Annotated in this window: 10 protein-coding genes and 2 pseudogenes; 4 read left to right on the forward strand and 8 right to left on the reverse strand. The window is 69.8% G+C overall.

The window, feature by feature from the left end; genetic code table 11:
- Window positions 1-104: 104 nt before the first annotated feature.
- From ABT006_RS30365 to ABT006_RS30385, 5 genes are all read right to left on the reverse strand, one after another.
- Window positions 105-854 carry a DUF5131 family protein gene (locus ABT006_RS30365; protein ID WP_350711902.1) on the reverse strand — a complete coding sequence of 250 codons (750 nt, stop codon included), beginning with the start codon at window positions 852-854 and terminating at the stop codon, window positions 105-107.
- Between the two features lie 91 nt (window positions 855-945).
- Complete coding sequence (locus ABT006_RS30370; protein ID WP_350711903.1) at window positions 946-1,287, reverse strand: hypothetical protein; 342 nt, start codon at window positions 1,285-1,287, stop codon at window positions 946-948.
- The gene (locus tag ABT006_RS30375; RefSeq protein WP_350711904.1) at window positions 1,284-1,487 is read right to left on the reverse strand and encodes a hypothetical protein; all 204 of its coding nucleotides are present in this window, start codon (window positions 1,485-1,487) and stop codon (window positions 1,284-1,286) included. The genes ABT006_RS30370 and ABT006_RS30375 overlap by 4 nt, the downstream gene beginning before the upstream one ends.
- A gap of 105 nt (window positions 1,488-1,592) precedes the next feature.
- The gene (locus tag ABT006_RS30380; RefSeq protein ID WP_350711905.1) at window positions 1,593-1,949 is read right to left on the reverse strand and encodes a hypothetical protein; all 357 of its coding nucleotides are present in this window, start codon (window positions 1,947-1,949) and stop codon (window positions 1,593-1,595) included.
- 413 nt (window positions 1,950-2,362) lie between these two features.
- Window positions 2,363-2,809 carry a DUF6896 domain-containing protein gene (locus ABT006_RS30385; protein WP_350711906.1) on the reverse strand — a complete coding sequence of 149 codons (447 nt, stop codon included), beginning with the start codon at window positions 2,807-2,809 and terminating at the stop codon, window positions 2,363-2,365.
- A 126-nt stretch (window positions 2,810-2,935) separates the two neighbouring features.
- Here ABT006_RS30385 and ABT006_RS30390 point away from each other — a divergent pair, with 126 nt between their 5' ends.
- Window positions 2,936-3,325 (forward strand): hypothetical protein, encoded by a 390-nt coding sequence (locus ABT006_RS30390; protein ID WP_350711907.1) that lies wholly within the window; start codon window positions 2,936-2,938, stop codon window positions 3,323-3,325.
- A 12-nt stretch (window positions 3,326-3,337) separates the two neighbouring features.
- Window positions 3,338-4,138: a HEAT repeat domain-containing protein gene (locus tag ABT006_RS30395; protein ID WP_350711908.1), complete on the forward strand. Its 801-nt coding sequence runs from the start codon at window positions 3,338-3,340 to the stop codon at window positions 4,136-4,138.
- Between the two features lie 843 nt (window positions 4,139-4,981).
- Here the strand turns inward: ABT006_RS30395 and ABT006_RS30400 are convergent.
- Together ABT006_RS30400 and ABT006_RS30405 are read right to left on the reverse strand one after the other, a co-directional pair.
- The gene (locus ABT006_RS30400; protein WP_350711909.1) at window positions 4,982-8,782 is read right to left on the reverse strand and encodes a S8 family serine peptidase; all 3,801 of its coding nucleotides are present in this window, start codon (window positions 8,780-8,782) and stop codon (window positions 4,982-4,984) included.
- A gap of 288 nt (window positions 8,783-9,070) precedes the next feature.
- Window positions 9,071-12,037: an ATP-binding protein gene (locus ABT006_RS30405; RefSeq protein WP_350711910.1), complete on the reverse strand. Its 2,967-nt coding sequence runs from the start codon at window positions 12,035-12,037 to the stop codon at window positions 9,071-9,073.
- Between the two features lie 214 nt (window positions 12,038-12,251).
- Between ABT006_RS30405 and ABT006_RS30410 the strand changes: the two are divergent.
- A pseudogene (locus tag ABT006_RS30410) lies at window positions 12,252-12,413 on the forward strand (transposase); the annotation flags it as partial.
- A 155-nt stretch (window positions 12,414-12,568) separates the two neighbouring features.
- Window positions 12,569-14,062 (forward strand): ISL3 family transposase, encoded by a 1,494-nt coding sequence (locus tag ABT006_RS30415; protein ID WP_502891042.1) that lies wholly within the window; start codon window positions 12,569-12,571, stop codon window positions 14,060-14,062.
- Between the two features lie 25 nt (window positions 14,063-14,087).
- On the opposite strand, the pseudogene ABT006_RS30420 reads toward ABT006_RS30415, so the two are convergent.
- Window positions 14,088-14,181 (reverse strand): annotated as a pseudogene (locus tag ABT006_RS30420) (transposase); the annotation flags it as partial.

Here is a 14,181-nt window from a genome sequence, read left to right on the forward strand (position 1 = left end):
GGGAGGGAAAGCCTCTGCGGCGGCGCCAGCTGGCCGCACGTGCGCCTGAGGATGCGCTTGTCCCCGCGGCGGTCTGACCTGCCGGGCGTAGACCGGGAGGAGTCTCAGGGCGCAGTCGAGCTGAGGGGCATGTCGTCCCATGTTCGGCCGTTCAGCTCGCGACCGCCAGCCTTTGGCGTGCGCCCGCCCCACTGCTTGAAGAAGAACGGCACTCCGGCGCGGGTGCACTGATCGCGCAGGTCCACAACCCAGGTCGGATGTAGCGGCCGGGCGTTGGTGCCGCTCTCGCCGCCGGCGATAACCCAGCCGATCCCGTCGAGATTCAGGTCCGACAACGGACCAAGCAGTGGTTCGCATGACAGGAACCGCAGCGCTGCGGGCACGTCCCGCAAATCATCGATCCGATCCACCGCGTCGGCATCCTCCACCGAGACGCCCACCCACAGATTCGACGGCCAGGTCAGCGAGGGTGCCAGCCGGCGTAGACGGCGGGCCCGCTTGGTCAACACCTGATAGGTGTGCTGTGGAGTCGCCGCAATGGCCTCGAAGACCTGGCGGACGAACTCCACCGGCACCTGGGCGTGAAACAGGTCGCTCATTGAGTTGACGAACACGAGCCGGGGGCGCCTCCAGGTCAACGGCAAGCTGAGGCTGTCCGGGTGGAGCGTCAACCCGAACCCCGGTCCACTCGTCCGCGGATCCCCGTCTCGCTGGTACCGTGGCTGCCCCATCGCCTTGAGCCGCTTGGCAAGCGTCAATGCGTAGCAGTTGTCGCATCCACGGCTGACGCGGTCACAGCCCGTCGTAGGGTTCCACGTCGCCTCTGTCCATTCGATGGCGCTGCGGTCACCCATGGCTGATCCTCACTTCGCGAGAGTATTCATTCGAACGAGAGTTCGACAGAGCGGACGTCGTCGAATCTGCTCATCGCGGTGGTTTCGTCGCCTAAGCGGCCCGGCGTACGGGTCGCAGCAGGGTGAGAGCGCGGAGGGCGTCGGCCCGGGAGATGGGCTGGTCGTCGTCGGATTGCATGGTCAGGACGATCTCGATGGCTTGACGGATCCAGGCGGTTTTGGTGACGCCGGCTTCCTTAGCAGCTGCGGCGACGGCTTCGTCAAGGTCGATGGGCATGCGTAGGGACCGGACCACCATGACTTCAGCGGCCTCAGGCAGGGAAGCGAGCAGCTCGGCCTCCCGTTCAGGGGTGGGCGGCGGCTCGAAGGTGAGGTTGTTCATCAGCGCGGCCACCTCTTCAGGGGTGGACGGCAGGTGCTGGTTGTCGCTCATCGCGTCTGCTCCCATCGGGTGAACTCGGCCAGCTCGGCGTCGGCCATGTCACGCGCGCCGATGATTTTCCAGGTAAAGCCGTGGACGTGGTGCACGGCCACGATCAGCGGCCGGCCGTCGTGGGTACGGGCCCAGACGGTCAACACTTGGAAGCCTGCGGCATCGGCGGCAGCACGCGGCCACCGCTGCTTGGCCTCCAAAGCTTTGGCGTACCTCATAGGGCTGCACGCCAGCGAGCGCCTGCAGGGCCCACTCTTCCCACTCGTACGGCACTCCATTAGTGTAATACACGCGTATTTCGGCAGCTAGTGGTAGGGCAGATGCGGGGCGAGCGGGCAGCGCGGACCGGCCTGGGTCGCCCCGCCCTGGCCGTTTAGCGGGTGAGGTTGGCGAAGTCGTCGGGGTCGAAGCCGCAGCCTGCGCCGCTGCACGGTCGGCTCGCCGCCGGGGGCCGGGCAGCGGCGCTCGTCGTGCGGCGCGACGGCGGCGTAGAGCGCCATCGTGATCACATCGGTTGAGGCGAGCAGGAGACGCCGGCGGATCAGCTCACCGCCGGTCAGCTCGCACGCCGGGCCAGCCTGCGCGCGGAGGTGCTCGCCCAAGATCTTGGTCGTGACCTCCACCAAGTCGTAGGGGCGGGGGCTGCCGGTGAGGCGCTGCACGGCGGCGAAGATCGCGTCGGGGATGTGGTGGCCGATCTCGGCCGGGTACTGGGGCAGGCGGCGGCGCGTAGGGCGACGGCCGACCGAACGTGCCAGCGGTGAACGGGCAGCTCGGCTGGTGGACCTACCTGGGCCCCGACCGCCACCTGCCACCGGCACCGCTGCCCGAGATCGCGGCCCAGGCACGCCGGCTCCCGAACGGCGCCCTACTCGTCGAACTCTCGACGACCCCGCCACCGTCGACCCGCTCCGCTACCAGGACATCCATACCCGCCGGCTCCAGTCGGCATGAGCCCAGCGAAGCAAAACCCCTTGCAACACTGGCGGCCCAGCTCACGCACGGCGGAAGATCCGGGTACCTGAAGATGCGCTGCTTCAAGGCGGACAGCGGTGGGTTGCTGCGTGTGGGTGACTCATGCCGGGCCGCCTGGAGCGCCAGGCAACGCGAACCAACGGCCTTCAACCACCTCGCGTAGGGGGCCCTCGCCGGCGAAATGGGTGCAGGCCGCCACGATGTCCTCATGGCTGTAGCCGTCATCGGCGGCGTCGTTGAGGAACCAACGGATTCGCCAGGCGTCGAATGCTTCAACCTCGCGCCCGAGCAGGGGATCGGTGACCAGGTCGACGTCGACCTCCCTGCCGTCGGAGCTGATTAACCGGCACCCCGCGCCGTGGACGGTGTACTCGATCCCGCTACGGGTGACACCTTCCCGGGGCAACTCTCCGCGCGAGCGGACCGCAGCCAGAAGATCCGCGATGTCCGCGACGGGAAACAAGTCGGTGAGCAGTCGACCACGCAACTCGCGCAGGGCGGAGGCGAAGCGCAGAATAGCGTCAACCGACGAAACATCCCGAGCCATGCGCCCAGTATGAGGATCCTGCCTCCGCATATCGGCGCGACTCCGCGCCTGGCCGGCGACGGACAAGCGGATTGATCTTGCAGGTTCGGTGCACTGTTCCACCATCGGGTGTGGCAGGGTGGCCGCGTGATCGACAGCCGTGGGGCCTTGGAAGCCGTGGTCCGGCACGCCGTGGAGCTTGAGGACGATTACGACGCCATCGCACCGACTCTCAGACAGTTGGAGGCTTGCGGGGACATCACGTTGGTGTCCCACCTGACCGAGGCACTCGACCGGTTCCTTGACGAAGGGAACTTCTACGGCCGCGACCTGATCGCCGGCGTCTTGGCCGGCATCCAGGGTGTGGCGGCGCTTCCGGCGCTGCTGCGCGCCTCGGCCCGCGACCTCGGGGACGACCAGGACAGCTTGCAGGCCGAAATCATCCACCTGCTGCACGGGGACCGGCCAGCCGCCCGGCGCGCGGTGCTCGAGTTGGTCACCGGTAACGCGCTCGAGTTGCGCCGCGAAGGGCGGTAGGCACTCGGGTTCGTGGCCGAAGCGCAGGACGTCGAACTGCTGGCAGCTGCGGCGACCGACGCCGATCCGAAGATCAGATCCGTGGCAATCGCCTCGATTCCTGACTCAGCCGCCGACGACCGGGCCTTCAAAGTTCTCATCAAGGCACTGCGCGACCTGGACGACCAGGTACGAGTATCGGCGATCAGCCAACTTGGCTACAGCGGCAGGGCTGACGCGGTGATGCCGCTGGTTGCCCTCGCCGCCGACCTGGCGCCCCGGGTACGATCCATGACCGCGTACGCACTCGAGCAACTCGGCAACCGCGAGGCGACCCCGGCCCTGCTGCGGCTACTCAACGACCCCGACTCGCACGTCCGCGAGAACGCCCGCAACGCCCTCGGCGCAGTCGGCGGACCGACCGCAGTCGACGCCCTGCTCACGCTCGCTGCCGACGAAGACCCGGAACTGCGGATCGACGCCGCCCACGCGCTCGCGAAGGCGGTCGACTCCGATCCCCGCGTGGCACCGCAGCTCATGGCGCTGGCGCGAGACGACCAGGCAGTGGTACGCGCGGCCACCATCCGTGGACTCGCCAGCGCCGGTGGCAGCACAACGCACTGGCAGAAACTCCTGGTTGAGCTCGCAACCGACCCGGCCCCCGACGTCCGTCAGCGGGTCGCGGTTGCGGCGCGACATCTCGCGCCTGACGCTGCCCCGGACATCCTCCACCGGTATGCCAGCGACCCCGACCCCGTGGTGCGCCGGCTCGCCGGCACCGAACTGGGCCGACTGACCGCACCACCCACTGATCCGCCAACCAGCAATCGGTGACACCACGGCGCGGCACCTGATAGACAAGCCGAAGGTACGCCGAATCATCGGCAAAGCCGCGAGCGGCTGGCTATGTGCCGGAGGCCATGTACGCGCCCAGGAGGGCTGTGCGAGGGTGCGTCGCTCGGCCGTGAACATCGAGGGTCGTTGCCTCGGAGACTGGGGTGGTTTGCGTGAGCACATCCAGCGTCTACGCGGCAGGCGCCATCGCCGAGTCCGCGGGGTGAGCTGTTCTGCTCACAGCTCCGGCGGGAGGATGCTGTTGTTGGACCCCGCCCTTGAGAACCACTGCGAGATCATCGGCAGGGGGGATTGAGTCCGGCGGGCCGCATCGGCGGTCACGATCTGGGTGGATCTCATGATCGGCAGCATGCTTGCGCGCGTCACCGACACCGGAGGTCGCGCTTGCGTGGCATCCGCGAGTTGACCCCCTGAGGCCTGGCAAGTGGCTGATTTTTGACGCCCACCCGAATGCCCCGTTGGTTTTCGGCTGGGCCGGACCAGCCGGGTTCAAGAGGTGGTCGGCCGTCCCGCTCGTGGGTGGCCGAAGGGCAGACCCGGCAGCTGGAACGACCAGTGTCCGGGACCGATTTGACGTCGACGTCGGGAAGCCCAGAACTCGCCGGCCACGCATGGTGACTCGGCGAGCTCCGGGCTTGCTCGCTGCGCTCACTGCATCCCCCGCTTCACCCCCCATGCGCGGTCACTGGCGACGGGCGGTGTGGGGCCTCGGCGGCGCAACGCATCGTTCTCGTCATGGGCTCTCTGCTGAGAGTGGATCCGCCCACGACTATGCTGCAGCGCGGTCGTCCACGCGACCGCCCCTCCGTGATCGCCTGACGCTCAGTGAACCTCGTAGGCCCGGATCAGGGTCTGGGTGACCGCGCTGCCGTGACCGTCGCGGGCGCTGACCCGCAGCGACACGTAGCCGGAACCGACGGCGGGCACCGTCACCGTGTATGACCCGTCGGATTTGCGCTTCGTCTCGGCCGACGACCAGGTGCCGCCGTCGTCGCCGGACGCCCAGACCTTCAGCTCCTCGAGGCTCGAAACCTCGCCGGAAGCGGTGAGGATGGACAGGTCGAAGGTCCTCGTGCCACGGGCGGACATCCGGTTCTGGTCGTCCAGCTCGAGCTCGTAGCGCGGCCATAGCATGGCGAGCTGCTCACTGTCGGCCGTGGGACGCGCCGACTGGAAGGTCCACTCGGTGCTGGTCCTGGTCGACAGCGGCATCCAGTCGGGGCGCTGGGTCTCGAGGGTGAGCCGGTAGGTGGCGTTGTCGGCTCCGACGGCGATCACGTTGCGGCACGCCGGGCAGGGGATCTCGCGGACCAGCTCGCCCTCGCGGAACAGCCGGGCCGTCGCATGATCGGTGGTATTGCCCGACCAGCCGTAGTGGCCGCCGCTGTCGACCCACTCGGGCAGGCCGAAGATGAGCGCGTCACCGTCGCGCACGGCGCCGCCTCCCTGGGGTCCGCCGGCCGTGATGGCCGCCCCCAGCCAGGTCTCGTCTCGGGTGCTGCCGGGCGCGTAGCCGGTGATCGCGCCCATGATCTGTCGCGAGATGTCTGCGTCATCGGCGTGGACTGTGTGCCACCAGCGCATCTGGTCGCTGGTCGGCCACTTGTTGCCCGTGGAGTACCACTCGGTCCGGGAAGAGGGTGCGTCGAAGTAGTCGATGAGGTTGAAGAGTGACGCTTCCCCCGGCCGAACCGCAGCGTTGGAGTCGCCGATGTAGGTACCGGCCGGGCCTCGGTAGTCCGCGTGGGTGGTCGCGGAGTTGGCGGAGGTCACGGCGTCGGTGGGATCGGCAGGGATGGTGTCGGGGACCATCAGCGCCACGTTGTAGACCTGCGGGTCTTTGCCGATGCCGCGGAGGCTGACGTTGGTGCGCCCGTGGTGGATGCGGGCGAGCAGCTGCTGACCCGCGTCCTGGGTGAGCGACCACGCGGGGATCTTGGTGCGCAGCACCCGCGGGACGATCGTGGAGAACGGGCCGGGACGGTCGTTGACCAGGACCGCCGCTTCGGCGCCGGTTGTGGCGATGGCGGCCAGCTGGTCCATCGTGCGCACACTCGGGTCGCGGGTGATCACGGCCAGCTTGCCGCTCAGGTCGCGGCCCTCCAGCTCGGCGGGACGGGCCAGACCGGCGTTGACGGCCTGGAGCGTCTTGTTCCCGTAGAGCGACAGGGCGTAGGTGACCGGCCGCAGCGGGATCGCGCCTGTGCCGTCGGCGTACGCAGCCTTGATGGTCGGCGAGGAGGAGCGCTCCTGGTAGTCGAACTCGAAGTCGCTCACGCTCGTCGGCTCGGTGGGGACGACGTAGACGCCGTCGAGGTTGCTGCCGAGGGTCTTGAGTGCGTCCAGCCCACCCAGCCCGGGGATCTGCTGGCGGTAGCCGAGCTTGCTGATGGTGACCACCGACTCCTCGGGGGTCGAGATCTGCACCTTCTTGGCGTCCCGCGCGTCGACCGTGACCGACTTCGGCCCTTCGAGGACGAGCTCGGGGTTGCCGCCGAGGGTGAAGTCGGTGAGGACGCCCGACGCCGGGTCGGTGGTCCGGATGTAGGCCATCACCGAGTAGCGGCCGAGGGGAAGCTGCACCGTGGTGGGCGTGGTGCTGCTGAAGAACTGACGCAGCTTGCGGTTGTCGAGGTCGAAGGCCACCCACTCGGTGGGTCCCAGCTTTCCGTGACGGTCGATGCCGGTCAGGGTCACGTCGACCATCGGGATGTCCTTGGTCGCACCGACCGTGGTGTGGAAGGCCGTGCCGTCGCTGGAGGTCGCGGTGATGATCGCGGTGTAGTCGCCGATCGTGCCGAGCCGCGGGTCGTAGGTGAAGTCCACGCTGCCGCGGCCGTGCGCCGGCACGGTGAGGTTCGTGGCGCCGAGGGTGAACATCCCCTCCGGTGGCGCCGACTCACCGAACGCCACCATGTTGAGGGCCACGGTGACCTCGGCGTCGGTCGGGTTGACGTACTCCAGAGGGCGGGTGATGGGCTGGCCGTCGCGCTCGTGGCGACCCAGGCTCACCACGGCCGGGTCGGCGTAGACGGTCGCGTCGAGCGCCTTCGGGACGTCGACGCGTCCGCCACCTTGCTGGTAGGCCGTGAAGGTGCCCGACTTGGCGGTGCCGACGAGGACCTGCTTGAGCCTGTCCGGGGTCCACTCGGGGTGCTTCTGGGCCAGGAGGGCGGCCGCGCCGGCGACGTGCGGCGAGGCCATCGAGGTGCCGCTCGCCGAGGTGTAGGTGGCGTCGACGGGCGAGCCCATCGTGGTGCCGGCGGCTCGTGCGGCGACGATCGCCGTGCCGGGCCCGGTGATCTCAGGCTTGACCGCGAAGTCGTTGAGGCGCGGGCCGCGACTGGAGGTGGGCGCCAGCGCCTCCTGCTTGGTCACGTTGCCCACGGTGAGCGCGGCGTCGGCGGCACCCGGGGAGCCGACGGTTGACTTGCCGGGCCCGGAGTTGCCGGCGGCGATCACGAAGAGGGCGCCGCTGGACTCGGTGAGCCGGTTGACGGCCTGGCTGATGGGGTCGGTCCCATCGCTGGGCGACGAGCTGCCCAGGCTCATGTTGATCACGTCGGCGTCGACCGTGTTGGCCGCCCACTCCATGCCCGCGATGACGCTCGACTCCGAGCCGCTGCCGGTGCCGTCGAGCACCTTGCCGATGTAGAGGTCGGTCTTGGGCGCCACGCCCTTGTATTTCCCGCCGGAGGCGGCACCGGAGCCGGCGATCGTCGAGGCGACGTGGGTGCCGTGGCCGTGGTGGTCGACCGCGTCCGCGTCCGTGGTGAAGTTGCGGGACTCCTTGACGACTCCGGTCAGGTCGGGGTGGGTGGGGTCGACGCCGCTGTCGAGGACCGCGACCTTGACGCCCGCACCGTCGAAACCGGCCGCCCACGCGGTCGGCGCCCCGATCTGCTTGACGCTCTGGTCGAGGGAGGCGTGCATCGGCCTGTCGAGCCAGATCTTCTCGATACCGCCGGCGAGTCGGGGCTGGGGCGCCTTGGCGCGGTCGTCGTCCAGGGCCTCCCAGAATGTCGAGGCCTTGTCCTTGCTTTCGCGCAGGGCGACGGCGTCGACACTGGGCAGCTTGCGGGCCTTCACCGATCCCTGCGGGGCCGGACGGTCCAGGGCCCGGGCCACGTTCTCGGAATAGGTGACGATGAGAGGAATCGTGGCCCGACCCTGGTCGTCGTACCCGTCGTCGACGAGCTGGGAGATGTTGAACAGCTCCAGGTCGAGCGAGTCCTGGGCGAGGTAGGGCTGCGCGCTGTCGGGGATGAGGTAGAGGTCGTCCCCGGCGCGAAGGGTGGTGTACGACTCCTGGGTGTCGCGGGTGCCGTCGGGCGCCACGCTCGCGGTCTGGAGACCGTCGGCGTGCTCGGTGAGGAGCACCTTCTCACCGGTGATCAGTGTGACCTGGTGGGTGTCGACGACGCGGTTGGCCCGCCCGTCGGTGCCGTTCTGCCCGGCGGCGCTGGCCGCGCCCGCGACGCTGAGGCTCCCCAGGCTCCCGGTCAGGGCAAGCGCCAGGACGAGGGACGCTCCGGCGAACGCAGGGCGGGCGCTGAAGGAGCGACGGGGTACGCCGGAGGCGGGGGCCGGCCTCCTGCTCCCGAGTGGACGGGGGTGGCTCATGCGGGTGACCTTTCGTTGGGAGGTTCGTGCGGTCGTGCCGTGGGGTCAGATGGGTTCGTACTCCCCGGAGGTGTCGGCCCCGTCCGCCGCGGTCGGCGCCGACGACGGCGCAGCCGTGGGAGGGGTTTCGGACTCGGGAGGGTGCTGGTGCGGTTCCACCCTCGGAGTCTCACCGCACTCGGGAGGGCGCTGGTTCGGTTCCACCCTCGGAGTCTCACCGCGCTCGGCCGTTCCCGCGACTGGGCAGATGACCCAACTTTTGGGTCCAGGACAGCGCGCCGGCCACGATCAGGCCTGGGTCGACGGGGCCTGGGTCGACGGGGCCTGGGTTGACGGGGGCATGGGGTGGGGGGCCTCGATCGCGCCACTCTCCACGGCCTGCACGGCGAGGGCGGTGCGCGAGGACACCTTCATCTTGCGCATCGCCGACTCCAGGTGCCGGGCGACGGTCTTGGGCGACAGCACCAGCACGTCGCCGATCTCCCGGTTGGTCCGCCCCTCGACCAGCAGCCGGACGACGTCGAGCTCGCGCGGCGAGAGCCGGTCGCCGTACGAGCGACGGCCCCCCTTCCAGGCCGGCCGCTTCACCGGGGCGCCGTGCGCTCTCAGCTCGCCCCTCACCCGCTCGGCGGTGGCGCGCGCCCCGAGCTCGGACAGGGCGGCGAAGACCTCGGTGAGCAGCGCCACGCCGGACTCCGTCGCACCGGCCCGGACCAGGCAGCTCGCCTGAGCTTCCCGACTGCGCAGTGTGTCGTAGGGTCGCGGGATCGCCTGCCAGGCGGCAGCAGCCTGCTCGAAGGCCGCGGCAGCTGCCAGCGGCTCGTCCAGCGCCAGCACGAGGGCGTGGCACACCGCCAGTGCGGCGCGCGGCGCGGGCGCATGGCGCTCCTCGATCCCGCGCTCGAAGGCGTCGATCAGCTCGATGGCCTCGGCCGTGCGGCCCGCGGCGAGCAGCGCCTCGACGCGCACCTGGGCCAGGTCGGTCGCCCAGATCCAGTTGCCCTTGCCCGCGAGGAACGCGATCGGAGCCTCGGTGAGGCGCAGGACGTCCTCGACGTCCCCGGCGGCGAGACGGATCCCGGCCAAGGCGCTGGCCGGGCCGATCGAGGACTCCGCACCCCCGAGCTCGTCGGCACGACGCAGCACAGCGCGGAGCGTCTGCTCGGCCTGGGCCCGTTCGCCGCGGGCGGCCTGCAGGAGTCCGACGACCGTGGCGGGCGCCAACCGACTCACCGGCTGCAGCAGCTCCTCGTCGTCGGCCAACTCCTTGGCTCGCTCGGCCAGGCCCTCCCAGTCGCCGCTGACCCAGTCGAGTAGGGCCAGCGTGGCCCGCGCCAGGCGGTCGTCCTTGTCGAACCCGTGACGGGCGGCCAGGTCGATGACCGTCATCAGGGCCCGCCGGGCCTCGTCGTGGCGGCCCCAGATCACGGCCATCTCCCCGACGTTGAGCTTGCCCGCCGAGACGGCCATCCGCTCCGCGGTGGTGGCGGCGTCGTCACCGATCTTGGCCGCCTCGGCCCACCCGTCCTCCTCACCGAGCACCAGCAGCCCGCTCGCGAGCCCGACTACCATGCTCAACCGGTCGGCCTCGGACATCGCGTCGGTGGGGATGCGGGAGGCCTGGCGCAGCCAATGCAACAGCTCCCGGGCCGGGGTGGAGGTGCCGTAGGAGAGCAGGCCGAGGTACATGGCCGCGCGGGCGGCCTTGGGCGGGTTGTGGCCCAGCCCCGGCAACGCGCGCTCCATCTCGGACCGGGCGTCCTCGAAGGCCTCCATCTGGGTGAGCAGCCGGGCGATCTGGAACCGGATCTCCGCCTCCTCGGCCGGGGAAGCGGCGCCCGAGTCGACGACTCGGCGCAGCGCGGCCAGCAGCTCGGCATACCTCTCGTGCCCGCTCAGCAGGCCGACCGGGTACTTGTCGGTGAGCCGGACCACGTCGCCCGCGGCCGGCGTGCCGTGCACCAGGAGGTCGTGGAGGACGACCAGGGCCGTGGAGCCGTCGCCGGACTCGAGTGCCCGGTCGGCCGACAGCTCGGCGTAGGCACCCCACGCCCTCGCGTCGCCGCCTTCCTTGGCGTGCCGGGTCAGCTGGGCGAGCGGGGTGGGTGACGCATCGGCCAGTGCCCGCGACGCGCGCAGGTGCATGGCTCGTCGCTCGGGCATGGGGATCGCCTCGTAGATGGCGAGGCAGGCCAGCATGTGCCGGAAGGAGACCATGCCGGCGGCGTCCTCGGCGAGCAGCCCCGACGCCACGGCCTCCGCGAGCCCGGAGAGCCGGCCTGCCGGGTCGCCGGACATCACCGCCAACACCGTGGACTCGCTCGAGGTCTCCGTCAGGACGGCGGCCGCGCGCAGCGCCGCCCGGGCGGCGTCACCGAGTCCGGCCGCCCGGGCGAGGACCGCATCACGCACCGTGGGCGGCACGTCGATCTCGGTGATCCGGTGGCGTGCCCACGCGTCGCCGCGGCGGACCAGGTCACCGCGGTTCCACATCAGCCGCATCGACTCCTCCACGGCCAACGGCAGGCCGGCGGTGCGCTCCAGGAGAAAGGCGGCGAACGCGCCTGACACCGTCTCGCCGCCGAGCATCGAGGAGACCATGCGGGCGACGTCGTCAAGTGGCAGCGGCTCCAGCGCAATGCGGACGCTGCGGCCGTGAGGCAGCTGGGCCGTCGTCAGCCTCGGCAGCAGCGAGTCGCGCGGGACGTCCTCGGGCCGATAGGTGAGGAGGATGCCGGGGCGCGGGGGCGGGCCGCAGGCGAGGAGGAGCAGGAACTCCATCGTCGCCTCGTCGGCCCAGTGCACGTCCTCCACCACGAGCAGCTCGACAGCGAGCAGGTCCAGGAGCTCGGTGACGGCGCGGAAGACGCGGTGCCGCGCCATCGCTGGGTCGTCGGCCGGCTCGGGCATCGGCGGCAGCCACTCCGCCCACTCGGGGAAGAGTGGCCGGAGGTCGCCGGCGAGGGCACTGAGACTGTGGTCGGCCCCGGCGTCAACCGCGATCCGGAGCGCATCGACAAGCGGCCCGAGGGTGAACGGCTGGAGCAGGGCGGGGCAGGCCGTGCGCAGCACCCGGCCGGGCCGCTCCCGCTGCGCGAGCGCCTCATCGACCAGACGGGTCTTGCCGACGCCTGCCTCACCCTGAACGAACACCACTGCCGCCGGCACGTCGAGGGCGGAACTGACCTCTGCGAGCTCGCGCTCACGACCAACGAGCCGGGGTACCGCGATGGACACGCGGTCAGGCTCCGTCACCGCGTCAGGCTACCCGACCGGATGGGCAGCGGGTCAGATCGATCGCGCCTCACGGCGCACCGGCGGACTGACGCACCTCTCCCAAGGGTTATCGGTGTCTGTCTCGGCAGGTCCCGCCACGGCGCAACCGTGCGGTACCGCCAGATTCACTCGGCGAGCGGCCCGCAGAAACGGGCCGGTGGCTACACCGGAACCGCGCTGCGGGCCGACTCGACTTTCGGCGCACTTCGCGGAGATCTACGGCGTGTCGGTCAGCAAGGAGACGATCTCCCGGATCACCGACAAGGTGATCGAGGAGATGACCGACTGGTCCCACCGCCCGTTGGATGAGATCTACGCGGCGGTGTTCATCAACGCGATCGTGGTCAAGGTGCGGGTTCTGTCGCCGATCTTGTGATGTGGACCGTCCGGTCCGTTCTCGGCCGCAGCCGTTGATGATGTTCGGCGTGTTCGCTTGTGGAGCAGTTGCTGCCTCATCTGTCCGACCTGCTGATCGACGGTATTGAGCAGCGCCGACACCAGGAAGCGGTCGTGCTCTGCGCCCGGGTCCGATCAGCGACGGCGCGGTGCGGTAAATGCCAGCAGCCATCGAGTCGGGTTCATGGTCGTTACCTGCGGCGATTACGGGACGTGACGGTTGCCGGGGTGGCTGTGCTGCTCCAGGTGCAGGTCCGACGGTTCCGCTGCGACAACCGCAGCTGCCCGGCGGTGACCTTCGTCGAGCAGGTCGACGGCTTGACCACTGCCCATGCCCGTTTCACCCATGGGCTGCGGGAACTGCTCACGCGGATCGGGCTCGCGTTGGCCGGGCGTGCCGGCGCTCGGCTGGCTGCAGCGGTCGGGGTGACCGTGGGCCGTGACACCCTGTTGCGGCTGGTTAAGGGTCTGCCCGATCCGGCAGCCACCACTGTGACGGTCCTGGGCGTCGACGACTTCGCGTTCCGACGCGGACGCCACTACGGCACCATCCTGATCGACATGTCCACGCGCCGTCCGGTCGAGGTCTTCGATGGTCGTGACGGTGACAGCCTCGCCGGTTGGCTTGCGCAGCATCCTGAGGTGGAGATCATCTGCCGGGACCGGGCCGGTGGCTATGGCGAAGGCGCCCGGCAGGGCGCCCCGCACGCGGTGCAGGTTGCCGACCGGTTCCATCTCTGGCAGAACCTGGGCCAAGCGGTGGAGAAGACGGTCAACGCCCATCGCGCCCGGCTCGCCCCGCCGGCACCGCCGCCGCTTGAGGACGCGCCGCCTGAGGTGGTGCGGCCGTTACCGGAGAAGAAGATCGTGACCCGCCTGCGGGAGCACTACACCGCCGTGCAGGAACTGGCAGCTCAGGGCATGTCCAAGGCGGCGATTGGCCGCAAGCTGGGGCTGCACCAGGCCACGGTACGCAAGTTCGTCAACGCCCGGAGCCTGGAGGACCTGACCGCCGTCACCGAGCAACGCTCACACCTGGTCGACCCGTTCACCGGCTACCTGCACCAACGCTGGAACGACGGTGAACGCAACGCCACCCAACTGTTCCGCGAGATCCAGCAACAGGGCTACCCCGGCGGCGAACTCGCCGTCCAGCGCTACCTGCGCCGCTTCCGCACCGGCCGCGGTCACGCCCCGCACCCCGGCCCGAAACCACCCACCGTCCGTCAGGTCACCTCATGGATCATGACCCACCCCGACCACCTCGATCCCCGCGACGCCGCCAAACTGCGCGACCTGCGCCACCGCGATCGGGACCTGAATCGGCTGGTCAAACACGTGCGCGCGTTCGCGGTGATAATGACCGGCCGCCATGGCGACCGCCTCGACGACTGGATCACCGCCGTCGAACGCGACACCCTCACCCCGCTGGCCGGGTTCGCCCGCAACCTGCGCCGTGATCTTGACGCCGTCCGCAACGGCCTGACCCTGCCGCACAACTCCGGCGCCGTCGAAGGCACCATCAACCGCCTCAAGATGATCAAAAGACAGATGTTCGGCCGAGCCGGACTCGACCTACTCCGCAAACGCGTCCTACTCGCGCGCTGAGAACTCACAAGATCGGCGACAGAACCCTGATCTTGACGTTGATGGCATCGATAAACACGACCGGATAAACCGGGTCGAGGGGCCGGTTCTGCCACTCAGCCATCCCGTCCATCACCTTG

It is taken from the genome of Micromonospora sp. NPDC002717 (genome assembly GCF_040295705.1).
GTDB lineage: Bacteria > Actinomycetota > Actinomycetes > Mycobacteriales > Micromonosporaceae > Micromonospora.

Coding starts and splice junctions, on each gene's coding strand:
- ABT006_RS30365 (WP_350711902.1), bottom strand. CDS start 854: ATGGGTGACCGCAGCGCCATCGAATGGACAGAGGCGACGTGGAACCCT.
- ABT006_RS30370 (WP_350711903.1), bottom strand. CDS start 1,287: ATGAGCGACAACCAGCACCTGCCGTCCACCCCTGAAGAGGTGGCCGCG.
- ABT006_RS30385 (WP_350711906.1), bottom strand. CDS start 2,809: ATGGCTCGGGATGTTTCGTCGGTTGACGCTATTCTGCGCTTCGCCTCC.
- ABT006_RS30400 (WP_350711909.1), bottom strand. CDS start 8,782: ATGAGCCACCCCCGTCCACTCGGGAGCAGGAGGCCGGCCCCCGCCTCC.